Annotated in this window: 17 protein-coding genes and 1 pseudogene; 8 read left to right on the plus strand and 10 right to left on the minus strand. The window is 41.8% G+C overall.

Going from position 1 to position 25,267, the window contains the following annotated elements:
- Window positions 1–5 precede the first annotated feature (5 nt).
- Window positions 6–1,568, minus strand: a complete 1,563-nt coding sequence (lsrK, locus tag CLNEO_RS01820; RefSeq protein WP_066083864.1) for an autoinducer-2 kinase — start codon at window positions 1,566–1,568, stop codon at window positions 6–8.
- A gap of 83 nt (window positions 1,569–1,651) precedes the next feature.
- On the minus strand, window positions 1,652–2,563 hold the full coding sequence (locus CLNEO_RS01825) for a sugar-binding transcriptional regulator (RefSeq protein WP_066083866.1): 912 nt from the start codon (window positions 2,561–2,563) through the stop codon (window positions 1,652–1,654).
- Window positions 2,564–2,978: 415 nt separating this feature from the next.
- Here CLNEO_RS01825 and CLNEO_RS01830 point away from each other — a divergent pair, with 415 nt between their 5' ends.
- The 5 genes from CLNEO_RS01830 (at window position 2,979) to lsrF (ending at window position 9,109) form a co-directional block, all read left to right on the plus strand.
- Window positions 2,979–4,502 (plus strand): sugar ABC transporter ATP-binding protein, encoded by a 1,524-nt coding sequence (locus CLNEO_RS01830; RefSeq protein WP_066083867.1) that lies wholly within the window; start codon window positions 2,979–2,981, stop codon window positions 4,500–4,502.
- Complete coding sequence (locus tag CLNEO_RS01835; RefSeq protein ID WP_066083869.1) at window positions 4,499–5,533, plus strand: ABC transporter permease; 1,035 nt, start codon at window positions 4,499–4,501, stop codon at window positions 5,531–5,533. The genes CLNEO_RS01830 and CLNEO_RS01835 overlap by 4 nt, the downstream gene beginning before the upstream one ends.
- A complete protein-coding gene (locus CLNEO_RS01840; RefSeq protein ID WP_066083870.1) occupies window positions 5,530–6,546 on the plus strand; it encodes an ABC transporter permease in 1,017 nt (338 codons plus the stop codon). Before CLNEO_RS01835 ends, CLNEO_RS01840 begins: the two co-directional genes overlap by 4 nt.
- 400 nt (window positions 6,547–6,946) lie before the next feature.
- Window positions 6,947–8,044, plus strand: coding sequence for a substrate-binding domain-containing protein (locus tag CLNEO_RS01850; RefSeq protein WP_066083873.1), 1,098 nt, complete (start codon window positions 6,947–6,949; stop codon window positions 8,042–8,044).
- A gap of 180 nt (window positions 8,045–8,224) precedes the next feature.
- A complete protein-coding gene (gene lsrF, locus CLNEO_RS01855; protein ID WP_066083875.1) occupies window positions 8,225–9,109 on the plus strand; it encodes a 3-hydroxy-5-phosphonooxypentane-2,4-dione thiolase in 885 nt (294 codons plus the stop codon).
- 430 nt (window positions 9,110–9,539) lie between these two features.
- Here lsrF and CLNEO_RS01865 read toward each other — a convergent pair whose 3' ends face one another.
- From CLNEO_RS01865 to CLNEO_RS01875, 3 genes are read right to left on the minus strand one after another with little or no spacing between them, the layout of a single operon-like run.
- On the minus strand, window positions 9,540–11,078 hold the full coding sequence (locus CLNEO_RS01865; protein ID WP_066083878.1) for an ATP-binding protein: 1,539 nt from the start codon (window positions 11,076–11,078) through the stop codon (window positions 9,540–9,542).
- A 2-nt stretch (window positions 11,079–11,080) separates the two neighbouring features.
- Window positions 11,081–12,457 (minus strand): vWA domain-containing protein, encoded by a 1,377-nt coding sequence (locus CLNEO_RS01870; protein ID WP_066083880.1) that lies wholly within the window; start codon window positions 12,455–12,457, stop codon window positions 11,081–11,083.
- A gap of 23 nt (window positions 12,458–12,480) precedes the next feature.
- Window positions 12,481–13,662 (minus strand): leucine-rich repeat domain-containing protein, encoded by a 1,182-nt coding sequence (locus tag CLNEO_RS01875; protein ID WP_066083881.1) that lies wholly within the window; start codon window positions 13,660–13,662, stop codon window positions 12,481–12,483.
- A gap of 777 nt (window positions 13,663–14,439) precedes the next feature.
- On the opposite strand from CLNEO_RS01875, the gene CLNEO_RS01880 reads away from it, so the two are divergent.
- Window positions 14,440–16,329, plus strand: a complete 1,890-nt coding sequence (locus CLNEO_RS01880) for a glycoside hydrolase family 5 protein (RefSeq protein WP_066083883.1) — start codon at window positions 14,440–14,442, stop codon at window positions 16,327–16,329.
- A gap of 380 nt (window positions 16,330–16,709) precedes the next feature.
- Here CLNEO_RS01880 and CLNEO_RS16080 read toward each other — a convergent pair whose 3' ends face one another.
- From CLNEO_RS16080 to CLNEO_RS01905, 5 genes and pseudogenes are all read right to left on the minus strand, one after another.
- Window positions 16,710–17,783 carry an ABC transporter substrate-binding protein gene (locus CLNEO_RS16080; protein ID WP_066083884.1) on the minus strand — a complete coding sequence of 358 codons (1,074 nt, stop codon included), beginning with the start codon at window positions 17,781–17,783 and terminating at the stop codon, window positions 16,710–16,712.
- Entirely contained in the window at window positions 17,780–18,577 is a 798-nt protein-coding gene (locus tag CLNEO_RS16085; RefSeq protein ID WP_066083885.1) for an ABC transporter permease, read from the minus strand. The genes CLNEO_RS16080 and CLNEO_RS16085 overlap by 4 nt, the downstream gene beginning before the upstream one ends.
- A gap of 3 nt (window positions 18,578–18,580) precedes the next feature.
- A complete protein-coding gene (locus tag CLNEO_RS01895) occupies window positions 18,581–19,420 on the minus strand; it encodes an ABC transporter permease (RefSeq protein ID WP_066083887.1) in 840 nt (279 codons plus the stop codon).
- Between the two features lie 578 nt (window positions 19,421–19,998).
- Window positions 19,999–21,003: pseudogene (locus CLNEO_RS16710) on the minus strand (ABC transporter ATP-binding protein); the annotation flags it as partial.
- A 16-nt stretch (window positions 21,004–21,019) separates the two neighbouring features.
- Window positions 21,020–21,553 carry a helix-turn-helix domain-containing protein gene (locus CLNEO_RS01905; protein WP_066083891.1) on the minus strand — a complete coding sequence of 178 codons (534 nt, stop codon included), beginning with the start codon at window positions 21,551–21,553 and terminating at the stop codon, window positions 21,020–21,022.
- A gap of 604 nt (window positions 21,554–22,157) precedes the next feature.
- On the opposite strand from CLNEO_RS01905, the gene CLNEO_RS01910 reads away from it, so the two are divergent.
- Window positions 22,158–23,342 (plus strand): aminotransferase-like domain-containing protein, encoded by a 1,185-nt coding sequence (locus tag CLNEO_RS01910; RefSeq protein WP_066083892.1) that lies wholly within the window; start codon window positions 22,158–22,160, stop codon window positions 23,340–23,342.
- Window positions 23,343–23,831: 489 nt separating this feature from the next.
- Window positions 23,832–25,016, plus strand: a complete 1,185-nt coding sequence (locus tag CLNEO_RS01915) for an aminotransferase-like domain-containing protein (protein WP_066083893.1) — start codon at window positions 23,832–23,834, stop codon at window positions 25,014–25,016.
- The last annotated feature ends 251 nt before the right edge of the window (window positions 25,017–25,267 follow it).

The raw sequence follows: 25,267 nt of genomic DNA on the forward strand, positions 1-25,267 counted from the left end.
TTCTATTATAAGCCGGGAGCTGCCCACATAGGGGTGGTAAGCTTTTGATTCGTTAGCTCCAGACTGTCTTTGTATATGTTTCGCCAGTTTATGTAAATTTCGCTGTATATTTTGTGGTTTTCCATGTTTGGCTGATACTCTGCATCCCACCGCACCAATTCCTTGGCTGTGTCGGAGAGGTTATGATAGATCCCAACGCCGATACCTGCGGTAATTGCCGCACCCAATGCCGTTGCTTCTTTTACCTTTGGAACCTTTACGGGGATGCCCAGGACGTCGGAGAGAATTTGGCACCAAATTGGACTTTTTGATGCACCGCTGGCAAAAATCACGGAATCAAGGCGTTTGCCTGTTAATTCGGAAACCAGCTCCACATTTCCTTTGGTTACAAGGGCGGCATTTTCCATCAAAGCCCGATAGAAGGTGTATTTATTGAACTTATCAGGATTGATAGAAAAATTGATAAAGGAGGGTGCGGCGTGTTTCCAATGAATGAAGTCCATCACATCGGAAAAAGTACATAGCATGCCATAACAGCCAGGTGGAATTTTGGCGGCTTCCGCGTTCATAAGGTTATAGGGGTCAACGTCTGTTTTTTCCGCTTCCGCCTTTTCCCATTGACAGAAAGCATCCCGATACCATCGCATAATCAATCCGGGATAGAATGCCAAAGCTTCATATTGCCAAAGGCCGGGCACTGCATGACAGTTTACCCGTACTCTGCAAGCGGGGTCTGTTTTTGCTTCATCCGTATTGAATTCAAATTGCCAAAAGCTGCCGCCAAAAATCGCCCCTTGATTTGGCTCGACTAAGCCAACCCCTACGCATCCAAGCTGGGCATCGCCGCCGCCTGTGACTACGGGAGTTCCTTCCGCCAGACCGGTCCTGGCTGCACATTCCCTAGAAACTTCCCCAATGACAGTACCACTTTCGTAAACGGGAGGAAAAATATCCGATTTTAAGCCGCATTTTTCCGCTATCTCCGGAAGCCAATCTCTTTTGGAAAGATCAAAAATGCCTGTTGTGCATCCGTTGGAGGGCTCGGCGGTTAATAAACCGGTAAGCTTTGCAATCAGCCAATCATTAAACATAGTGACTGTCTTGGTTTTTTCATAAATTTCTGGGAGATGATTTTTTACCCAAAGTATTCTGGGAAGAGCGCCAAGGGCGAAGGTTTGCCCTGACGGAAGATAGATTTCATTTTCCAATCCCTGAGAAATTTTTTGCAGCTGAATTACTTCGTCTGTGGAACGGGCATCCACGTTGGCACATGCCCAAATTTCTTTGCCGCCTTCATCATAAAGCACAATGCCCTCTCGCATGCTTGTGGTTGCGATTGCCGCAATCTCTGTAGGATTGATGCCGCTTTCCCTAAGTACTTCACGGACGCACTGCGCAGCAAGCCCCCAATTGTGCGTCCAGTCAAAATCCATGGAACCTGGGTAGCGAGGATCCTCTTTGTGCGCCCATTCCTGTTGGGCAACACAAAGCTGTTTCCCATCCGTATCGAAGATGACTGCCCTTACACTTCCGGTACCGGCGTCAATTGCCATTAAGTATTGAGCCATATGATTCCTCCTTTAAATATACTTCAATATTTGAAATGCATATAAAATCATACTGCAATATTTTGATTTAACGATGGAGGGTTCTATATCTCCAAGATGGCCTTAGCGGTTTCTTCATCTGTAATCAGAATGTTGATACAGCCGGTTTTTAAAACACCTGCAATTGCTTCTGCCTTTTCAATACCGCCTGCCACTGCAATCACATTAGGGAAGGAAGCCAGAACATGGGGAGGGGTGCTGACAAGGCGGTCGTTAATCGTACCATTTAATACGTTGCCGTCCTTATCCACAAAGTATCCCAAAACATCACCCACGGCGCTTTCCGCCTGAAGTCTAAGCAAATCGTTGGCGGTCATGTTGCCTTCCTTGACGACAGTAGCCTTTTCTGTTACGCCGCCGATGCCCACAATGGTATAGCCCGCAAGGCTGGAAAGCTTCAAGACGTCCTTCACAGAAGGCTCTTCTTTCATTGCACAAGCCATCTGGGGGGTTGAAGCAATAAACGGGGTTGGAACAATATACAATACCGCATGGGGAGCCTCGCTGTTGGAGGGGACGTTGTAATGTTTAACGCCTCCTGTAAGGGAAACAAAGGACACTCGGGCTTCCTCGGGCAGTTCCAGATTGCGCAGCGTACGGGACATGGTATCGCCGAAGCCTACATTAACAAAATCTCCGTCAGTCAGATGGTCGCTCAGATACATGGCGGCGGCATGGGCTACGGTTTCGTTAATATTATTGGAAATGGAAGGAACCAGAATGATTTCTTGCAAGGCATAGCGTTCCTTTAACTGCATGGTGATTTCTGTTTGCTGGTATGCGTCTGTTCTGATTTTAAATTGAATCAGTTTTTTCTCTCTGCCCTTTTCTAAAAGCTTAATCACACGCATGCGGGAAATTCCCAGGTGATCTGCAATGGCCTGTTGTGTCATGTTTTCGATATAATAACACCAGACTGCTTTTATAATTAAAGAATGTTCATAATCCATGTTCATTGTAATACCCCTTCGCTTCTGCTTTTTCTTTACTTTAATAGACTACTTCAAATGTCCCAGGGAATCAAGACAGACGGCAAAAAAATTTTTACAAAAGATAAACAAATGTTTTGCAGTTGATATTTTGTTTTAATTTGTTTCCATTATATAGCGAAAAAACAGACGTGTCAATCTCTTTCTTTTTTTGCGGGAATTTATTAAAATACGAAAATATTGATGAAAACAGAGCGAAAAAGTCGGATTTGATGGTATTTTTTTATATAGAAAAGAAAAGTGGATGCTGGAAACGAGAAAAAAATATATTTTTGCACATCAATTGTTGACAAACTGAACAAAAAGCCTTATGATAAAACAAAAGATTGAATCAATAACTTATGTATAAATTGAAGCGATTTTGTCAAATGGAGGATTCATTATGGGTTCAAACAAAAAGGATGAGGTAAAGATTCCTGCTATCAGCATCAAGAGAATCAGCAAATCGTTTGCATCCAATGTGGTGCTTCGAGAAATCAATCTCCATGTTTTCGAGGGTGATGTTGTGGCATTAATCGGAGGCAATGGCGCTGGGAAAAGCACCTTGATGAAAATTCTTATGGGAATTTATCAGCCGGATGCTGGTGAAATTTTCATGAGCGGCAAGAGGGTAAGTTTATCCTCACCCTCTGCGGCACTGGCCCAGGGCATTTATTTGGTTCCCCAGGAACCCATGCTGTTTCCAAATATGACGGTGGAAGAAAACATCGTATTGGGCTTCAAAGAAAAAAGAAGTCAATTGCATGAGCGCTTGAAGGCGCTTATTGAAAATCTGGGCTGGGATTTGAAATTAGATCGTAAGGCGGAAAGCCTATCCATTGCAGAACAGCAACTGGTGGAAATTTTGCGAGGTTTACTGCGCAATTCAAGGATTTTGATTTTAGACGAACCAACATCAGCCCTGACGTTTCATGAGATTGAATCATTGTTTCGTATTGTAACTGATTTACATAAAAATGGTATCAGCATTTTCTACATAACCCACCGTTTGACGGAGGTGTTTGATATTGCCACAAGAGTTGTGATCCTTCGGGATGGACAAATCACCATGGAAGGCGCTGTGGAAGAGTTTAATCAGGAAATGCTGATTCAAGGTCTGCTGCCTGCCAATTATGAAAGTGCCGTAAAAAAAGAAAGAGAATGTACGGATGTGGAATGTTCCGGTGTAAAGCCGTTGTTAGATATAAAAAATTTTAGTGGCTACGGTTTCAGTGATATTAATCTTGAGGTGTATCCCGGTGAGATTCTTGGTATGGCAGGTGTTGTGGGCTCGGGAAGAACGGAGTTTGCGGTTACTGTTTTTGGCAAGGATATTGTAAAGAGCGGAAAGGTATTTCTTGGCGGAGAGGATATTACAGGGAAGAAATGCAGCTGTATCATTGAAAAAGGCCTGAATTATGTTCCCGAGGACAGACATTTGAACGGAATTTATTCCATAAGCGATGTGGAAGCCAATATAACCTCCGGTGTGTTGGGAAACTTGAATAAGTTTTTTGTGGATAGAAAAAAGGTAAACGAATTAACGGATCAATATATTAATAATTTCCGTATCAAAGTAACGGGGAGGGATCAGGCCATTGGCTCTCTCTCCGGGGGGAATCAACAGAAGGTTGTTTTGGGAAAAACCCTTGCAGCGAATCCTAAGGTGGTAATTTTGGATGAGCCAACCAGAGGGATTGATGCCGGTGCCAGAGGGGATGTTTATCGCATTATTAATGAATTAAGAGCCCAGGGTGTAGCTATTTTACTGATTTCATCTGACATAGAGGAAGTTGTGGAGCTATCAGATCGTGTGGTAACTATGTATCAGGGCCGTATCAATCACACCTTTAAAGGGGAAAGCATAACGGTGGACAATCTGATGGCAGCTTCCTTCGGTGTATATAAGAAGGAGGTGACGGCGTGAATAAGCTGATTGAAAGGATAACTCAGACAAGAGAGGTGTTTACGGTTGTATTCATGTTTGTCTTGTTTTTGGGAACGGGGATTGTTAATCCTGGCTTTTTAGCGCCGGATAATATTTTGCTTTGCTTAAACGGAAGTGTAATTTACATACTGTTGGCAATCGGAATTTCCTTCGTTATCACAACAGGTGACATTGATGTTTCCATTGGCGCTACGCTGGGGTTAACGGCTGCGGTTTGTGCCACAATGATACGAGATGGCAGCTCTCTGCTTGCTGCATCCGCTACGGCTTTACTCATTGGTGCTATAATCGGTTTGATTAACGGTCTTGGGGTAACCAAGCTGCGTATCCCTGCCATTATTATGACATTGGGTGTAAATGGCGTAGTTAGGGGTTCCATTTATGTTTATACAGAAGGTAAGTGGGTTGAAAATCTGCCTGCCGCATTCAAAAGATATGGGCAAATCACCTTGGCAGGCTTTGTAAATTTATTCCTGCTTGTTACAGTACTGATTGTAATTGGGGTATATCTATACATAAAGAAAGCAAATAAGGGGAAATATCTTGCCGCCATCGGGGATAATATGTGCGGCGCCACATTGATTGGCATTCCTGTGGACAGAACACGAATTTTGGCCTTTATTTTATGTGGCATCTTCGCTGCTTTTGCCGGAATTATTTTTGCTAGCAAAATTGGCTTTGTAACGCCAACGGCAGGCAATGGTTATGAAATGAAAGCCATAGCCGCCTGTGTTTTGGGCGGTGTCAGCCTGACGGGTGGTGTTGGCTCGGTTATCGGGGCAATGTTTGGTGCAATCATTATGTCCTCCATCAGTAGAATACTGGTGTTTTTACAGTTTTCCTCCAACTGGGATAATACGATTACCGGAATTCTTCTGATTATCATTGTTGTGGCTGATGCATTGATTCAGAAGCATTTGAAGGAAAAGGCAAGAAGGGAACGCTTGGCCGCCAGAGATTTATTCGTTGCAGAAAAGACCTGCGAGGAAGTGGGAGGTGTATTCCAATGAAAACATCGAGCACATTTAATTGGAAAAAATTAATTTTCAGATGGGAAATGGCATTGGTTTTAATCCTGCTTTTGGAAATTGTTATCTTTGGTTCTATTAATCCAAGGTTTCTCAAGATTCCTGTACTTCTTGGCAGCATCAACGACTACATCAGTATTTGTATTATTGCTTTATTTGGAACCATCGTCATGATTACCGGAGGGATTGATATCTCAGGAGGTGCAATTGTTGGGTTGACCTCCATGGTGCTGGGGCTTCTTTGGCAGGATGTGGGAATGAATATTTGGGTGGCGGTTGTAATCAGCATTTTCACTGGGGCCATCTGCGGCGCATTAAATGGCTTCTTGGTTTCCTATATAGGTGTGCAGGCCATGGTTGTGACGTTAGGGGGAATGTTCCTTTACTCCGGTTTGGCAGTGGTTTTATCTACTTTGTCCGTGTCCAGTGCTTATGAAGGAATCGGTGGCTTTCCTGAGGAATTTTTGCATATCGCAGGGGGAAAGGTATTTGGCGTAATACCCAATCCGTTTATCATATTTTTAATTTTGGTTGTGATTGCTTATATATTACTTCACAAGAGCCGTTATGGCAGATATGTTTTTCTTGTGGGTGTCAATCCCAATGCGGCCGGTTTTTCGGGTATCAATTACAGATTGGTTTCCATGTTTGCTTATATATTCTCCGGCATGGCTGCCTCCGTTGCAGGCGTTGTATTAACCAGCTATTTGGGTTCTTGCAGGGCAGACCTTGGAAATGGATTGACCATGCCCATTGTTACCGCGGTGGTGCTTGGCGGAACTGCAATTACCGGCGGAAAAGGCAGTATTATAGGAACGGGACTTGCGGCTATTGTTATTGGACTGCTAAGATTTGGACTTCAAATGTCCGGTGTGAGCACGCAGTATCTTGATATCCCCGTTGGACTGCTGTTGATTGTAGCAGTTGCGGCAAGAGGAGCCAGTTTGTACATGAAACGCCCGTCTTTTTTGGTAAGAAAACAAAAATCAGTTTAAACAGTTAGACAGCGGAATAACCTTGGGCGTTGGGTCAGGAATTTTGCTTTGCAAAACCATCACTGTGTGATGGTAGCGTTTTCTTGGCTGTTCCAGCCAAAACCAGCTTGTTTTTGTAAAAAGCAAGCGCAAAAATTTTTATTGAAACCGTATATTTATGGGGTTTTCAAAGGGGCCAAGGCTGCAATGGCAAAGAAGTGCCATCTGTCCAAAGGACAGCTTTGCAGAGCAAAGTGCTGAAACGAAACCCTTGTAGGTGTTTGAGGGCAAAGCCCTCAAGGTTTTCACTTTATCCACACCCTGGCTGCTTAATGGGTAAGCGATCAAATTGTTATTAGTATTATCGCCAGATAGTATTTAATAAAATAATTAGATGAGAAAAATTGAAAGGAGAGGTTTTATGCGTAAGTTTTTAGTAGTACTGCTTTCTCTTGCAATGGCTGTTTCTATGGCTGGCTGTGGAGGTGCAGCGAAAAAAGCCGATGAAAGTGCACCTGTATCAAGCGAAGGCGCTGCAGTAGCCGATGCTTCTGATATTTCGGTAGCATTCATCCCCAAATTAACAGGAAACTCATTCTTTGAATCTGCAAATGTTGGTGCGCAGGATATGGCAAAGCAAGTCGGTTTTGAATGTGTTTATACAGGAAATCCCGAGGCTTCCGTTGCAAACCAGGTTCAGGTAATCAACTCTGCAGTACAGCAGGGCTTCAATGCAGTTGCAATCTCCTCCGTTACTCCCGATGGCTTGAACAATGCACTCAAGGCTGCAAGGGATGCAGGAGTTAAGATTGTTTGCTGGGATTCGGACGTTCAAAACGACATGCGTTCCCTCCATGTAGCCCAGGGCACACCCGAGCAGCTTGGCCAAATGTTGGTTGAAATGGTTGTTCAGCAATTACCTGATGACAAAAAAGACAGCATTAAATATTGCTGGCATTATTCTTCTGCAACAGTAACTGACCAGAATTCTTGGCAGGTTGCCGGAGAAGCGTACATAAAAGAAAAATATCCTAACTGGGTAAACGTAGCTCCCGACAATTATTACAGCGATCAGGATGCAGAAAAGGCTGTATCCGTAGGCGAATCTATTTTAAAGACACATACTGACATTGATGCAATCATCTGCAACGATTCCACAGCACTTCCCGGGCAGGCTCAGGCAGTTGAAAACCTTGGCATGGTTGGCAAGGTTATCGTAACAGGCTTCTGTACGCCAAACGGAATGAGAGATTTCTGCAAGAACGGCACAGTACCTGTATTTGGTCTTTGGGATTGTAAGGTACAAGGCGCTATGGGTGCTTACCTTGGTTACTGGCTGGCGGCAGGCAACACCTTCAAGGTTGGCGATAAGATTGATATTCCTGGCATTGGTCAGGTTGAAGTAATGCCCAACACCGTTTTGGATCCTAACGCATACACAGCTGACGACTCAGGCGTAGTATTACTGCCGGAGAGAACTGTATTTACAAAGGATAACATTGACGATTACAATTTCTAAATAAAGTAACAATCACAAGTGAATAAATTAGCTGTGGTGTAAAAGCCACAGCTACATTATTATATTTTATAGAGTTGACATAAGTATTTGACATTTTTGTGACAGCATGATAAAACAAAAAGAACTTACTTATGTTCATACAAAAAAGTGGAAAAAATTTTTAGGAGAAGGAGTTTTTTTATGGCAGATAAAGATGGAAACAGAATTGCAAAGGATTATCAGACGAATGTGGAATTCGGCAGAAAAGGCGGCTTTCATGTAAAAGGAATGGACGATGTTGATTGGGGTATGAAAACACGTTTGTCAACAATTTTTCAGAAGGAAAGTGGCAACACAGTCATGCTTGCTTTTGACCATGGATATTTTATGGGCTCAACGGCAGGCTTGGAGAGAATGGATTTATCCATGCCGCCGCTGATTCCTTATGTTGATGTTTTGATGGCAACGCGGGGTGCTTTGAGAAGCTGTATTCCCCCAGATTTCAAAAAAGGTATTGCTTTGCGTTGCAGTGCTGGCTCATCCATGATTGATGATGACTTGTCCCATGAAGTCATTGCTGTAAATATTGAGGATGCCATTCGTATGAATGCTTCTTGCATGGCAGTGCAAACCTTTATTGGAGCGGCGGGAGAAAAAGAAAGCATCGAAAACCTATGCAAAACCATTGATGCAGGAAACCGTTATGGCATTCCCACACTGGGTGTCGTGGCAGTGGGTAAGACCATGGAAAGAACACCAACCTTCTTCAAGCTGGCAACGCGTATTGTTGCGGAAATGGGCGCACAGATTGTTAAAACCTATTATTGCGATGATTTTGAAGAAATTACAGCAGCTTGCCCTGTGCCCATTGTGGTGGCTGGCGGGAAAAAAATTGAAGAGAAAGAGGCTTTAACCATGGCTTTTAGAGCGATGGATGGTGGGGCAAGAGGCCTTGATATGGGCAGAAACATTTTCCAGAGCGATTGCCCCATTGGTATGGCAAAGGCCATCGGCGCAATTGTGCATAAAAAGGCAACCATTGAGGAAGCATATGAAATCTATAGAGAAGAAAAAAGCCGCAAGTAAGAAAAGCCGATTCAAATGCACTAAGGTATTGAAGATAGGGATTACTTTTATAAAAGAAAAACTGAGGACGTCACCTTTTTGTAAGGAGGACGTCCTCAGTTTTGTTGGCAAAAACCTTGGGCGTTGCCCAAACCCCCTTGCTTTTTTGAAAAAAGCAAGACCAAAAACTTTTGTGCAAACCGCATATACATGCGGTTTGCAATGGGTCAAGGTGCAATGGCAAAGAAGTGCCATCTGTCCAAAGGACAGCTTTGCATAGCAAAAGTGATGACCACTCACTGCCCAAGATAGGGCGGACGGCGAAGCCGGCTTTTGCGAAGCAAAAGTGATGACCCAAACCCTTGTGGGTGTTTGAGGGCAAGCCCTCAAGGTTTTGATTTTATCAACAGGCGAAAGCTTTTTGTTAGGGTTGCCTTCCATGAATGAAACCTTAAAACAGCAACGTTCCCTCTGCCTTTGCAGATTCAATATCCTTTAGAATGCTTTTCTGTTTTTCATCAAACAGTAATTCCTTGTTATACTGATAATATTTTTCACTGCCGTTTTCGCTGATAAATTTTACACTGTAAAAATTGGTGGTCAATTCTGTAATAAAAATAACCATTTCCTGTCCTGCGCCAAAGGCTTCCTCTAAAAACAGAAAGGTATTTTCCAATTCTCTTTCCCCTGTTTCAATAAGCATTTCCCGAAGGGCTACATCCTTGGCAAAGGAAGCTTTGATTTCCTCGAAAACCGCATCCTTTTCCCGAAGCCCAAGGCCTTTTATTTCCTTTTCCATGGCAATCAGCCGTTCTATGGTCATGCGACGGCTTTTTTTGATGTTTTGATCTAAAAGGGCTGCCTTTTGCTCTTGAATGAAGGTGTTTTCTTTTTCTTCCAATAAGCCTTCCATCAGCTGATCCCAAGGGGTTTCCTCACAATAAGGGCTTTGGAAGCGTTCCTTTAGCTCCAAAAGGGCTTGGTGTAATTCGGTGGTAAATAAATCCCCTTCATAAGCCAGCTTGAAATCGTCGGAAAGACGGCTAAGCAGCAACCCAAGGACACTGAGCTTTTCATCAAAGGCTGCGGAGGAAAGCTTGGAAACTGCCTGCCCCGTAAAGGCTCCCTTTAAAATATCCTCCAAATGATAATCCGTTTTGTATTTGTTATATAAATCCAAATAATTGGCGAAATCTCTGGCCATTTTTGGGTGCTGTAAATATTGCACAAGCATCCCTGCATCCACCTCAATGCCCATGGTTTCATATACCTTTAAAATGGTGGAAAGATCCTCCCAACCTCTTGGGGTGACAAAACGCTTTCCGTCCACTGTCGTTTCCATGGCATAAAAATAATTTTTCTTGATTTCTAAATAGGAGAGAATTGCCCCGTGAATGGATTGCTTATAGGCATATTCCTTCCAAACCTGAAAGTCCGGCTCTACGTCGATTTTTTTCACACGGTCAAGGGTGACCACGTCAAATTCGCGCACACTTTTGTTGAATTCGGGAGGATTTCCTGCCGCCACAATGAGCCATCCCTGGGGCACACTATGGGCGCCGAAGGTCTTTGCCTGTAAAAATTGCAGCATAGCAGGGGCAAGGGTTTCCGAGGCGCAGTTGATTTCATCAATGAAAAGAATGCCCTCCGAAAGGCCTGTTTCTTCCATTTTGTTATAAACAGAAGCAATGATTTCGCTCATGGTATACTCTGTTACGGCATATTCCTTGCCACCGTATTCCTTATGGCTGATAAAGGGCAGACCGATGGCGCTTTGGCGGGTATGGTGGGTAATACTGTAAGACACAAGAGCAACGCCGCATTCCCTAGCCACTTGCTCCATAATGGCGGTTTTGCCGATGCCCGGAGGGCCCATGAGTAGTACGGGACGCTGACGTACCCGGGGGATAACGTATTCCCCAAATTCATTTTTCAATAAATAAGCCTGTATGGCTCTTTGGATTTCTTCCTTTGCCTGCTTAATATTCATACTCACTTCTCCTTATCATAAATGGAAAGGTCTTCCGGCCCAAGCACAACCTTCATTGCCCAAGGGGGTACATTCAGGTCTAAATATTCCTCGTGGAAAAAGATAAAAGCCGTATCGTAGCTGGGTCTGCGGCGGGGAAAGGTGCCGTAGCCGTCGGTAAAATAAATCAGCCCCTTTAGGTTATGAAAGGCTTTCTCCAAAATCAGCTTGTCTACATATTCAAATACAGGACGAAAATCCGTGCCGCCACTGCCCATCAGACGAAAGCTTTCCATATATTGCTCCAGTTCTTCTTTGGAGGTAATGATGGTATCCTGCTGTAATTTTGCATCGCACTGGATGAGGTGAATATTAATTTTATGAAAAAAGGATTCACTGGTTCCAAGAATTGTATAGGTTTCCGCCAAAAAGCGGCGAACCGTTTCTCCCTCGCAGGATTCCGAGGTATCAATGGCAATGACCAGTTCCTCGATTTTTTTCACTTCCTTATATTCCAAGGACTCAATCAAAGGGAGATTTCCATAAAGGGATAGGCCGTAGGTATAAAAAATATAGTCATAGGCATCGTCATCCACCCGCAAGTCCTCTTTCAAGGTCATAAATTTCTGAAGAAACCGGCGGTAATCATATTTTTCACGGTTTTCTATTTTCAAAAGCTGTAATAAATCCCCGGCATTTTCGCCCATTTCCTTGGAGAAGGTTTCCAAATTGGTTTCCATTTTTTCTCCGATTTGCTGCCATTTTTCTTCTAACTGCTTTTGTTTTTCCTGTTCCTGTTCTGTTTGGTCTTGGTTTTCGGAAGTATCATCATTTTGATTGTCGTTATTTTGCTCGTCCTCTTTTTTCTTCTCCCAAAAAACATGGTCGTCCACCCAAAATTCAAGCTGTAGCTTCCCGAACTCTTTGTCGGTAAATTTTTTCTCAGAAAGCATGCGGTAAATGCCCTCGGCGGAAAGTACCTTCAAATCTTTTTTTAGCTCATCATACATTTCATTTCTACGGTCGGAAACTACCAAATGGGTAGCCTTTAAGGGCAGGGAGTCCACAATGGATTCCACGGCAATATCACAGGCAACACCCCAAAGGGCTTCATCTCGTTCCCCTGTGTGAAAGGGATGGCGGAAAATACAATGCAAAAGCATATGCAGATAAAGGCGGTTGACCAAAACAGGATCGGACTGATACCGTTCCGCCAGATAGCGGGGGTTAAACAACACCTTTTCGCCGTCCGTTCCCACATAAAGAGAGGAGAGGTTCATTTGATAATTTAATCCACTTAAGGCAATATCCAAAAACCGCAGGGATAAATATAATTCGTTGCGGGAGGCGTTTAAAATTGCGTTGCCGATTTGTATCAGACGTTCATGGTTTTCATTCATAGTGTTTTTCCCCCCTCCTTCCTTTACAAATCAAAGCTTTTTTTCTTTGTCGATATCCCATTTTTATGCTGATAGTCCATAAGAAAGCTGAGTATTTCCGTTTTTCCTTTTTTTTGTGCCAGCGCAATGATTTTGGGCAAGGTTTCGGCGGTAAAAAGTTCCCATTGGGCAAGCTGACGGATGACTTCCAAATCGCTGCTCTGGATATAATAATCTACCGCAAAAAGCAAATGCTCCCGCACATAGGAAAGATAGGTCTCCCGCCGCTCTATGGGCAGACGATAGGGATAGGAAAGGCGGTAAACCGCCAAAAGCAGTACCAAAACCGCCGCATCCTCTCGTCGGGTAAGATAAAACAGTTCGTCATATCTGCGAAAGTCAATGTCTCCATTGCGAATACATTGGCGGAATAAATGCCCTGTGCCGTAATTGATCTGATGAAACATTCTTGCCGGTGTGTCCTCGATATATTCGTATTGAAAATCTGGGATCAATAGTTTTACGTGGGCATCGGGGAAGTCTATGGAAAGCAACAGCTCGTGGTTTAAAACGGCAATTAAATCGGAAATGTGCTTGCATTGCCCAAAATGAATTTCATATAGGCTGTCACAATTCAAAAATAAGCCTGTCTCCAAATGCTCCGCGGTTTTCGGGATATTTATTTTGGTGAGCGCCCTGCAATTATAAAAAGCGTATCGCCCCATGGAGGCCACGTTTTCCGGTATATAAAGGGACCTTAAACTGTGGCAATCATAAAAGGCATAACAGCCGATTTTCTTTACTTTTTCGGGCAATGTCAGTGTTTCTAAAGCAGAACAGCCAGAAAAGGTATAGGGTGCAATTTCCTCCAGCCCTTCGGGCAAAAGAAGAGTCCGCAACGCGTTACAGCCCAAAAAGGCAGAAGCACCAATATGGCGGAGGGTATCGGGAAGAACGATGCGCACAAGGGCATCTCCTTCGTCTGCTTGGAGCGGGGTAGTTCTTTCCCCTAGGGCTGGACAAAGAGTTATTTCCCCAAAGCTTTCCTCATCCCCTATGGGTTGCTCCGTTTCTATTGCAAATGCAAAATCCCCAAGGGCAACCACTGGCTTTCCGTCAATGGTTTCTGGAATATGCAGTTGGCTTGCTCTGCCCTTAATGCCCCAAATAATTATGCCTTCGCCGTAGGCTTTATAGTATAATATAACCTTTTTTGTTGGTTTCATAGTTGTGTCCTTTTCAAATTTTATCTATTTTTTCATTATACTTCCTTGCGTGAACTGTGTCAAAAAAATCACATAGATTTTATAAAAACAATCGTGAATTTTGCTTTCCATTTGGTTCATATAATAAAAAATCGCCACAAAAAAGGTGACGAAAAATGAAAAGTTCTTTGATTTTCTGTATTTATAATACCATAAAAACGGCAAAATTTCAAGTCTTGTACGAATTGAGGAAAAGGTGTATTAAGAATAGAAGAAAAAAATGTTAACAGTGGCAAAAATAAATATCTTTGCAATAAAAGTTTCGCACAAGCCTTTTCAAAAGCTTCCGGGGATGAGGACAGCGTCCTAAGAACTTGACCTTGCTTTAAGACAGCGTCCCGAGAACTTGGTATTATGTTTAAAAAAATAAGAAGGGGGATTTTCCTATGAGAGCATGAAACAGCTTCTTTCTAACCACGGATTTTTAATTTATGAGCATTTGACGCCCCGCAGAAATTACCAAACAGTATTTTGAATTATATGACTGGGCAAATCCTCAGCACCCTATGACTGCTTTTGATAATGTGAATTACTGCATGATGGTAAGAAAACCGAACAAAGGCTTTTAAAAAGGAAATATATAGGCGAACAACGGAGGTTGGATGTATACGCACCTACTTTTTCACCCCACAATGCCCCCGTAATTCCCACAGATTGCCCTGGACCGATATTGTATAATTTGTGTAATATGCTATAATTAATGGAAATGATTTGAATTTTTGAAAATAGGGGTGGAGTATGAAAAAAATTTTATTTGCGTGTTTTTTGGTAATTGCTATGCTATTGGGAATGACAGGCTGCAATACAAATTCTAATTCTGCTTCAAGCACCATCAATCAAGATACACTGCCGGAAGAATTGAAAAAGGCATACACATTAAATATTGCAGGAGATGAGCTTTTCAAAAAATATGAAGAAACCATTACGGTTGGTGAATTATCGGAATTAATTCAAACCACCTTAAGCCAGATGTATCATATTGGTGAGCTTAAGGTGCTTAGTGAAGCGAAAGCTATGTACAATGATGATGTTGCCAAAAGGTATGATATGGTAGAGTTGCTGTATTTGGCAGAAGCGGAGCGGATTTTTGGGTATGAAAAAATTCAGGAGCTTAAAGAACGCTATTCAGCACCTATTATAAACGAAAGATATTCTTTAGTGGAAAAAAGGATGGATAATACATACGGAGAGTGCAGCATACAGTATTGCTGTATAGATCTCTCCGAAATAGATGAATCGCGTTTTTCTGGGCTTCTATTGCCTGGCAGAGCGGGAGCACATGTTGAATTTTTTTTGAAGTATTGTGATTTAAGCACGGGAGAAAAAATATTAACCTTGGATGAGAACCAAAAATTCAACCCAGAAAGCAGTGTTTCAATCCAAGACGCGTTACTTGTAATGACGCGTTATTATGGTTCAAAACTTCCTGAAGCGGTATTTGTTTTACCTAAGGAAATAGGCATACATTCTATTGATAAAGCTCTATATACAGGAAGCACAACCTTGCCTGATGCATCCAATCAGCAGCTTCCCCAATGGAAAGGCATGCTGCTTTGTCATGAAACATGGACAATTGATGGAGCCAATGGCTGTGATGTGGATGATATTGTCATGGAGAATGATATAAAAACCTTAGCAGAGTGTGGCTTTAATTTTGCAAGAGTTGGAATAAGCTTCAGCAGACTGCAATCCGCAAATACATTAACAGGAACGATTTATCCCCAAGAGGGTACGTTAAATTTGCGGGAGATTGAATATTTAGACCAAATTCTTTCATGGGGCATGGAATATGGTGTTCATATACAATTTGTTATGTTTGAGGTGCCGGGTGCAAATGGAGATGTGAAAAAGCAAGAAGTTATGTTTGACCTAAATGACAGCATTTTTACAGATGAACAGCTTCAAAAGGATGTTGCAGATATTTGGGGTGCCCTAGCCAGAAGATATAAGGATATTCCCAATAACTATTTGAGCTTTAACCTAATGAATGAGCCTAATCACCCCAATGATCAGGCATATGTAGCAGCATATCTTCCTTCCATTGAGGCAATCAGAAAAGAATCTGCTGACAGAGTATTGGTAGCGGATGTTCATGATATGGATATTACAGGGGAAGAGATGGCAAAGCAAGGCGTAGCCTTAAGCTATCATCTTTATGAGCCGAGAGAATTCTGTGTTCCCAATATGTATCTTTATGCAAAGAATCCCAGTGCTTTCGACGCTTATGATTGGCCGTATACCGACAAAGACGGCAAGGTTTGGGATGCCAATGCGTGTCTGAATCAATCCGACCTGTTGGTTACTCCATTAGAGTTGAAAGAAATTGCGAAAAAAAACAATGTGGGATTTATGATTGGTGAGTGGGGCTGTTTTTATGATGGGGAAGGGGGAACCTTATTTCCTTTTGCGTATTCCAATGAAATCAGAAAAAAATTTTTTACAGATATAATTCATGCTTTTGAGGAAAATGGAATTGGTTGGAGTTATGGTAGTTATATAGGAGGGTTGGGTTTGGTTACACCCTATCCCGTGCCCGATGCAGATGTGACCTATGAAAAAATACCGAATTCAGCACATTATAAGGTGAAGGAGAATTATGATATTTTTCATGGACTGTTGGCTGAATAGTATTTAAGCTGGATTTAGAGAAGCACTGATTCATTCCGTTGTGCACAGCTAATGGGTAAAATTTTGTTTGGACATCGTCAAAAAGCCTTGCAATAGCGTTGCACTTCATTAGAACAAAAAAGGGCATTCTTGCTTGCAAACGGGATGCCCTAAACTTTGTTCTGTGACGGGTTGAGATAAAGGTGCCTATTTTTTGTTTTTACTGTGTGGTTTTTGAAGCCTTTTATCATGCATCTTTTATCATGCATTAAATATATATGTATCAGCAATTAAGATTGGCTACGACTGATTGAACCAAGCTTTTCAGCAAACAAAAAGCCCGATTGCTTTCAGAGGATTTGATTTTTCAATCCTTGCAATACGGGCTTTTGTGATACATTTTAGTGAGAAGCCTTTACTTTAATCCAAAGCTCCGCCAGCTTCTGCTTTAACACGGGGCTATCCTCAAACACCTCGTCCTTGGCATAATCAATTCTGGGCAGATATGCTTCGTTTTCGGCATAGATACCGTCTGCCGCTGACATTTCGTCCAATACTTCTTGATTGGAGGAAGCGTAGCCTACGGTTTCGGAGTTACCATAGGAAGCGTCATGCGTCAATACATAGTTAATGAATTCATGAGCCAAAAGAGGGTTTTCTGCGTTTGTGGGAATCACCATAGAGTCGCTCCACAGGTTTGTGCCCTCTGTTGGCAGGAAGAAGCTCATATCCTCGTTTTCATCCAGAATGGTTGTGGCATCACCGCTGTAAACAACGGCGATATCCTTGTTGCCGTTAATCATTCCGTCAATGACTTCGTCGGTAACATAAGCAGGATTCATGGTGTCGTTTACCTGAAGGAGCCAGTTGTAGGCTTCTTGAATTTCCCTTTCTTCCTCTGTATTCATAGAGTAGCCCAATGCCTTTAAAGCCATCATAAAGGAATCCCGTTCGGAGTCGTAAACATAAATCCGTCCCTGATAGGCGGTATCCTGCAAAATATTATATCCTAAGCGTTTCACCTCGGCGGGATCAACGTTGTTATGGTTATAAACGATACCCACATTGCCCCAGAAATAAGGAACAGAATAGCTGTTGTCGGGGTCATAGGGGAGATTTTTTACCCCTTCTGCCAAGTTGGAAATATTGGGGATTAAGGACAAATCCAGCTTTTGCAGCATATTTTCTTTCATCAAACGCTCAATCATATAGTCGGAGGGCACGATCACATCGTAAGCATCGCCGGCTTGTAATTTTGTATACATCATTTCGTTGGAATCAAAGTATTCTACAATCACTTTTACGCCATATTCATTTTCAAAATCGGAAATTAGGTTTTCACCCATATATTCCCCACAGTTGTAGAGCTTTAAGGTTGCGGAGCCGTATTTTTGTGCTGCATCTGAGGTAGCGGAACCGCCACAGCCGGAGAGTAATAACGCTGCGCCAAGAGCTAAGGCAATCATTTTTTTCATGTCGTTTTTCTTCCTTTCTTTTCTTTTAGAATAGGGATAATATTTACAATAAATAAAGTCACGGTAATAATGATAATAACCAATGTGCTTAGGGCGTTAATCGAAGGATTGACACGCTTGCTCATGGTATAAACCAAAATAGAAATATTATTGACACCATTGCCTGTGACAAAATAAGAAATCACAAAGTCATCAAAGGACATGGTGAAGGCGATCAAAGCACCGGAAATGATTCCCGGGCGAATTTGGGGAACGATAACCTTCCAGAGTGCCTGCATGGGCGTTGCGCCAAGGTCTAAGGCGGCATCCGCCAAATTCGGGTCTAAGGAACGCAGCTTGGGAGTTACGCTTAATATCACATAGGGGATACAAAACATGACATGGGCAAGAAGCAAGGTTAGAAACCCTTTTTTCACACCCAATGCACTGAAAAACATTAACAGCCCAATACCTGTAACGATTTCCGGGTTCATAATGGGCAGGTTATTTACCTGCTCCACAATACCCCGCATCAGCTTTCGGGATTTGGAAAGTCCAATTGCCGTTAAGGTACCCACAATGGTGGAAATGATGGTGGCTAAAACTGCAATGATTACGGTATAAGCCACAGCCTCCATCATGGTGGAGTCGGAAAACATTTTCTCATACCAGCGCAGGGAAAAGCCTTCAAATTTTGTCAGGGAACGGGAGCTATTGAAAGAAAATAGAATGATATACAAAATTGGTGCATAAAAGAAAATTGCTGTTAAGCCTAATAAAAGCTTGGAAAACAGGCGGATTTTTTTCTTTTCCATTTCTTACTCCCCCTTTCTGTTTGCCGCAGGGTCGGTATCCACTTTTTTGGTAATGTACATGGAAACCATGATGATGACTGCCATAGCCAAGGAAATGGCACTGCCGAAGTTCCAATCCCCTGAGGTCAAAAACTCTGTTTCGATGACATTACCGATTAATACATACTGTCCGCCGCCCAAAAGCTTTGGGATAAAGAAGCTGGATACAGCAGGCAAAAACACCAAGGTGATTCCGCTGATGACCCCAGGAATGGAGAGGGGGAGTGTCACCCGCAAAAAAGACTGTACGGCGTTTGCCCCAAGGTCGCTCGCCGCCTCCAGATAGCTTCTATCCATTTTTGTAAGGGCGGTATAAATTTGTAAAATCATGAAGGGGATAAAGTTATAAACCATACCCAAAACAACGGCAAAGGTTGTGTGTATCATAGTAATGGGACCAATGCCTAAAAAGCCCAAAAAATAATTGATGACCCCTTCATCTTGCAAAATACCCATCCACGCATAGGTGCGCACCAGCATATTAATCCATGTGGGCAGGGTAATCAAAAGAATCCAAAACAGCTTGCTCTTTTCACTGCGGTTTGCGATGGCATAGGCAATGGGATAGCCCAAAAGGATGCAAATTATCGTTGTAATAATTGCAATGTATAAGGAGCGCTTCAATACACTCATAAATACGGTATCGCTAAAAAAACGTGCAAAGTTTTCCAAGGAAAAGCGAATGGTGGCCACATCATTTCCTTTGACAGTAAAGGCATATAGTATGATCAGCAGCATGGGTACAACAATAATTGCCGCCATCCAAACGATATAAGGCAAAGCCATATTTCGAAATTGTTTCACCGGTCACCCTCCCCTCAGTTTTCCTTTGTCATGATATGAATATCCTCGGGCTGGAAGATCAGACCCACCTCGTTGCCGATTTCGTAGCGGTCGGTGGTGTCAACCTTGTATTCGTAGCCTTCGGTGGCGAAGGTTACTTCGTAGGTGCCGGGTGCTACGGTTTCAGGGTCAAAGGTGTACTTTACGTCGGCAATTTCCACGGAAGTGCCGTCCTCCAGGCTCCAGGCCGAGGCATTTGCCCAAGTTTTCAAGTCTGTTTCCAAGGCGATGGATTCGTGGATTTCATCCGCCTTTTTAAAGAAGTTTACGGCAAAAATTTCTTCCTGATATTCCTTATTTGCCACACGGTTTTCGTCTTTCACAATCATGTTTACCGTTACGGAGGTGCCAGCGGCGGTAGAGAAGGTTACGGGATAGCTGCCGTTTTCTTTTTGGATAGAATAACTGATTTCTTTAATGGAAATAAACTCGTCTGTTTCGGGATCCCATGCCTGAGCATCGGCACGGGCTACAATGGTGCCTTCGTCCAATTTTTCAACGTCCTCCACATCAAGGTAAAAGTCGTTGGCAGAAATTTTTTCGTTGGCGCTTTCGTTATAAACAGGGCGGTCGTCGGAAACCATCATTTTTACGGTGATTGAGGTACCCACCTTGGTTTCTACAATGGTTTCGTAATGTACCCCTTTAAACAATACGGATTTTACAATGCCCTTTAGCTTGCCATCTGTTCTTGGGACAATATCCAAATCCTCGGGACGAATGACAACATCCACCTTCTCGTTGGGGGCAAAGCCAAAATCCACACATTTGAATTTTTTATCTTCAAATATAACAAGGTAATCCTCCTGCATGACACCGTCAATGATATTGCTTTCCCCGATAAAGTTGGCAACATATTGGTTGACAGGCTCGTTATAAATATCGGTGGGCGTGCCGATTTGCTGAATTTCCCCATCCTTCATAACCACAATTTTATCGGACATGGTGAGGGCTTCTTCCTGATCGTGGGTAACATAAATAAAGGTAATGCCTACCTCCTGCTGAATTTTTTTCAGCTCTTGCTGCATTTCCTTTCTTAGCTTTAAATCCAGCGCACCCAGAGGCTCGTCCAAAAGCAGTACGCTTGGTTCGTTTACCAAGGCACGGGCAATGGCAACACGCTGCTGTTGACCGCCGCTCATTTCCGTCACGTTGCGGTCTGCGTATTCTTCTAAATTTACAAGCTTAAGCATACGCTTTACCTTTTGCTCGATAATATCCTTTGGCTCTTTTTTGATTTTCAATCCAAAAGCGATGTTATTATAAACATTCATGTGAGGAAACAAAGCGTATTTTTGAAATACCGTGTTGATTTCTCTTTTGTAGGGAGGTACTTTAGTGATTTCCTGGCCATCAAAAAGAACCTGTCCTTCAGTTTGTGTTAAAAAACCACCCAAAATACGCAGGAGGGTTGTTTTTCCGCAGCCACTGGGGCCAAGCAGTGTAACGAATTCGTTTTCGTAGATATCCAAATTGATACCCTTTAAAACCAATTTGCCGTCAAAGTCCTTGACGATGTTTTTGAATTGAATCAGCTTTTTCATGTTTGCCTCCCACATATCAAAATAACGGTGGCGTTGAAATCCATAGAACCTTCGCCTTCGTTTTTTTATCGTTTTTTAAAATATGACTTGTTTTGCCCAAGAGGTAGAAGGTTTCTCCTTTATGCACAGTATGGCGTTCCTCCCCGCAGTCAAGCATAATGCTGCCCTCAAGGACATAGCCGAATTCTTCGCCGCTGTGAGGGTTCATTTGAAAGGATTCTCCACCAGGCGGCAGCTCAATTAAAATTGGCTCCATTTCATTTTTTTGTGTATTTGGCACAATCCAGTGAACGGTGTATTGTCCGCGTTCATCCATAAAAAAATCTTTTTTATGAAAAACCAACTGCTCTTGTTTTTCTTCCTTAAAAAACTCCGCAAGGGTGGTGCCTAAGGCCTCTAAAATATCATTTAAGGTCGCAATGGAAGGAGACGTCAAATTCCTTTCCATCTGGGAGAGGAAACCCTTTGTCAGCTCGCTGCGGCTGGCCAATTCTTCTAAGGTTAGGCCCTTTTGCACACGAAGCTGCTTGATTTTATGTCCGATTTCCATCCTCAACAACTCCTTTTTATCGTAAAAAATTTAGCAGCGCTAAACTTTTGTATTAATTTTACTAAACCTCAATTATTATACAACAAATAAGTCGAAAAGCAATAGAAATGAAACAAAAAATTTGATATATAAAACTTTTTGACAAAATGCAGTAATAAAATTATATTTTATTGCCGTTTTTTAGTTTCTTCGCTCATCAACTGGGGAAAGGAATCCTTTACAAATTGCATACATTCTCTGCTGTTTATCAATATAAAACTTTCTATATTTATATAATAAACTTTTGTGAGGAAAAGTGAAATAAATTAGAGATTTGAAGCTTTAAAAAAAATCATGAATTTTTGTCATTTTTAAACAAATCTGTTGTTGTTTTGACGGAAATAAGATAAAAGCTAAAAATAAAGAATTCATTTTGTTATAAAAATTAACAGTATTTCGCTGAACAAAGCCTTAAAAATCACTAGTTTAACTGTATTTAAAAACATACAATTTTTACAAAATGACATTGACAGCTAGGGGATTTTGTGGCTTAATAAGTACATGTCTTTATTGAAGTACATTATTATAAGGTTAAAAAACCGACATGAAAGGGGAATAAATAAATATGGTTCGTTTTGCAAAAAGACTTGATTTATTAGATGGTTCGGATATTGGAGATCTTTTAAGACTCATTGCCAGACCCGACATTATTTCTTTTGCAGGCGGCTTGCCCGCACCGGAGCTGTTTCCTGTAGAAGAATTAAAACAGGCCGGGATTGCGGTCATGGAAGAAATGGGCACTGTTGCCTGTCAGTATTCCTCTACCGAAGGTCTGCCTGCGTTAAGACAAAAAATAGCGGAAAGAATGGAAGTAAAAAACAATATTCATACCAGCGCAGATCAGATTTTGATTACCAGTGGTTCTCAACAGGGACTTGATTTTGCGGCACGGGTATTTATAGATAAGGGCGATGTAATTTTGGTGGAAAGCCCTTCCTATTTAGGTGCGATTAACGCATTTAAGGCAAGTGAGCCTACCTTTATTGAAGTGCCTACCGATGATGGTGGCATGATTATGGAGGATTTGGATAAAATTCTTGCCACAACGGAAAATGTAAAAATGGTTTATGTGATTCCTGATTTCCAAAACCCCACAGGCCGTACATGGTCTTTGGAGAGAAGAAAGAAGTTTATGGAAATTATTAATAAATATGAAATCCCTGTCATTGAGGATAACCCTTATGGCGAGCTGCGTTTTGAGGACGAAGATATGCCGGCGTTGAAATCCTTGGATACTAAGGGTCTTGTGGTTTACCTTGGTACACTATCCAAAATTATGGTTCCTGGTTTCCGCTTAGGTTGGGTTTGTGCAGAGGATGAAATCCTTTCTAAGTTCAACACGATGAAGCAAGGGGCAGATTTGCAGACCTCAACTTTGACACAGCTTCAGGCAAACAAGTATTTGGATTTGAATGACCTGGATGCTCATGTGAATAAGATTCGTGAGGTTTATAAGCATAGACGTGATGTAATGATGGCGGCAATGAAAGAGTATTTCCCAGAGGAAGCAAAGTTCACCTATCCCGTTGGAGGCTTGTTTACTTGGGTGGAATTGCCTTCCTACATTAACACAAAGGATATGGCTTTGCAGTGTCTGGAAAAGAAGGTTGCATACGTTCCCGGCGGCAGTTTCTTTCCCAATGGGGGGAAAAATAACTGTTTCCGTATGAATTATTCCTGTATGAGTGATGAAAAAATCATTGAAGGTGTAAAGGCTTTGGCGGAGGTTATTAAGGCAAACCTGAAATAAGCACGCGGGAAAGTTTTCGCCCTCTTTGAAGTTAGATAAAATAGACCCTCGTAATATATCCAAAGACGGATGATATGCGAGGGTTTTTCTACTATAAAAGTCCTGATAATTTTTTAACAAAAATCATGGCGTTTTTTTTAGATAGTTGTTGTTGGGTTTATGGAGAGGAAACGGAACATGTTTGTAAATTAATACAAAATTAGTTTTGAGGTTAAGAAGTTTTTTGTAAAAATTGTTTTTGAATAAAAACAATTTAATGGGTGTTGTTTTAAAGCAAGAAAAATTGTTCTTGAATTTATACAAAAAAATATTGGAGAATGATTTATTTTATGTGATTTTTTAGCTTTAAAAATCATAAGATTACATTGACTTTGGTAAAAAGATATGCTTTAATTAAATTATGTAAGAAATTTTTAATTAATTTGTCAATGTATAAAAAAAATATGATACTTGTCAGACATTAATTGTTTTTTAAGGAGGAAGAAATCGATGATACGTTTTGCAGACAGAATGAATCTTTTAACAGGCTCTGAAATCAGAGAGTTGCTTAAGCTCACTGCTCAGCCTGATATTATTTCTTTTGCAGGCGGTTTACCTGCACCCGAATTGTTTCCTGTTGAGGGAATGAAAGCCGCAGCTATTAAAACCTTGGAGGAAAGTGGAGAGGCTGCCATGCAGTATTCCACTACAGAGGGTTTTCCGCCGTTGAGACAGAAAATTGTGGACAGAATGAAAGCAAAAAACGGTATCCAAACAGATATTGACCACATATTGATTACCAGTGGTTCTCAACAAGGGTTGGATTTTGCAGGGCGTGTTTTCTTAAACCCGGGTGATGTTGTTTTAATGGAAAGCCCTTCTTACTTAGGGGCGATCAATGCGTTTAAGGCCAGTGAACCAAAATTTGTAGAGGTTCCTACCGATAACAACGGTATGCTTATGGAAGAATTGGAAAAAATTCTTGCTACTACAGATAATGTAAAAATGATTTATGTAATTCCCGATTTCCAGAATCCCTCAGGCAGAACATGGACGCTGGAAAGACGTGAAAAATTTATGGAAATCATTAACAAATTTGAAATCCCTGTTATTGAAGATAATCCTTATGGGGAATTGCGTTTTGAAAATGAAAATATGCCTTCATTGAAATCAATGGATACAAAGGATCTTGTTATTTTCTTAGGAACCTTCTCTAAAATTTTAGCACCTGGCTACAGACTGGGTTGGGTTTGTGCAGAGGACGAAATTTTGGAAAAATTCAACTTTATTAAACAGGGCGCAGATCTTCAGTCCTCCACAGTTTCCCAGATAGAAACAAATACCTTCTTGGAAATGAATGATTTGGATCAGCATGTTGCAAAAATCAAAGAGGTTTATGGCAAAAGACGTAACTGTATGTTGAAAGCCATGGAGGAGTATTTCCCCAAGGAATGTACCTGGACCTATCCCGACGGTGGTTTATTTACATGGGTAATTTTACCTGAATACATGGATGCAAAGGAATTGGCGACTCAATGCTTGGAAAAAAAGGTTGCTTATGTTCCCGGTGGCAGCTTCTTCCCCAATGGCGGACACGAAAATACTTTCCGCATGAACTATTCCAATATGCCTGAGGAAAAAATTGAAGAGGGCATTAAGCGTATTGCAGAGGTAATCAAAGCGAACTTGAGATAATCTTGTTGCTTTGAACATACAAACCATAACTCCATATGCGTAAAACCCCCGCAGCTTTTGTTGTGGGGGTTTTATGTTATATAGGATTTGTAAAAAACTTAGTGTAAGGATAGAGGAAAAGGGAAATATGTATTTTGTGATAACATAAATTTTGCATTTAACCAGAGTGTTTGACAAACTTTAGGCGTTGGCCCTGCATCGCCCAAAACAGGGCAGACGGCGAAGCTGGCTTTTCCTTGGCAAGAAGCACA

Source organism: Anaerotignum neopropionicum, assembly GCF_001571775.1.
In the GTDB taxonomy this organism is placed as follows: Bacteria; Bacillota; Clostridia; order Lachnospirales; family Anaerotignaceae; genus Chakrabartyella; species Chakrabartyella neopropionicum.

Bases quoted from the DNA above. Each gene is read 5' to 3' on its own strand.
- lsrK (WP_066083864.1), bottom strand. From the start codon at position 1,568: ATGGCTCAATACTTAATGGCAATTGACGCCGGTACCGGAAGTGTAAGG.
- CLNEO_RS01825 (WP_066083866.1), bottom strand. From the start codon at position 2,563: ATGAACATGGATTATGAACATTCTTTAATTATAAAAGCAGTCTGGTGT.
- CLNEO_RS01830 (WP_066083867.1), top strand. From the start codon at position 2,979: ATGGGTTCAAACAAAAAGGATGAGGTAAAGATTCCTGCTATCAGCATC.
- CLNEO_RS01840 (WP_066083870.1), top strand. From the start codon at position 5,530: ATGAAAACATCGAGCACATTTAATTGGAAAAAATTAATTTTCAGATGG.
- CLNEO_RS01850 (WP_066083873.1), top strand. From the start codon at position 6,947: ATGCGTAAGTTTTTAGTAGTACTGCTTTCTCTTGCAATGGCTGTTTCT.
- lsrF (WP_066083875.1), top strand. From the start codon at position 8,225: ATGGCAGATAAAGATGGAAACAGAATTGCAAAGGATTATCAGACGAAT.
- CLNEO_RS01865 (WP_066083878.1), bottom strand. From the start codon at position 11,078: ATGAATATTAAGCAGGCAAAGGAAGAAATCCAAAGAGCCATACAGGCT.
- CLNEO_RS01870 (WP_066083880.1), bottom strand. From the start codon at position 12,457: ATGAATGAAAACCATGAACGTCTGATACAAATCGGCAACGCAATTTTA.
- CLNEO_RS01875 (WP_066083881.1), bottom strand. From the start codon at position 13,662: ATGAAACCAACAAAAAAGGTTATATTATACTATAAAGCCTACGGCGAA.
- CLNEO_RS01880 (WP_066083883.1), top strand. From the start codon at position 14,440: ATGAAAAAAATTTTATTTGCGTGTTTTTTGGTAATTGCTATGCTATTG.
- CLNEO_RS16080 (WP_066083884.1), bottom strand. From the start codon at position 17,783: ATGAAAAAAATGATTGCCTTAGCTCTTGGCGCAGCGTTATTACTCTCC.
- CLNEO_RS16085 (WP_066083885.1), bottom strand. From the start codon at position 18,577: ATGGAAAAGAAAAAAATCCGCCTGTTTTCCAAGCTTTTATTAGGCTTA.
- CLNEO_RS01905 (WP_066083891.1), bottom strand. From the start codon at position 21,553: ATGGAAATCGGACATAAAATCAAGCAGCTTCGTGTGCAAAAGGGCCTA.
- CLNEO_RS01910 (WP_066083892.1), top strand. From the start codon at position 22,158: ATGGTTCGTTTTGCAAAAAGACTTGATTTATTAGATGGTTCGGATATT.
- CLNEO_RS01915 (WP_066083893.1), top strand. From the start codon at position 23,832: ATGATACGTTTTGCAGACAGAATGAATCTTTTAACAGGCTCTGAAATC.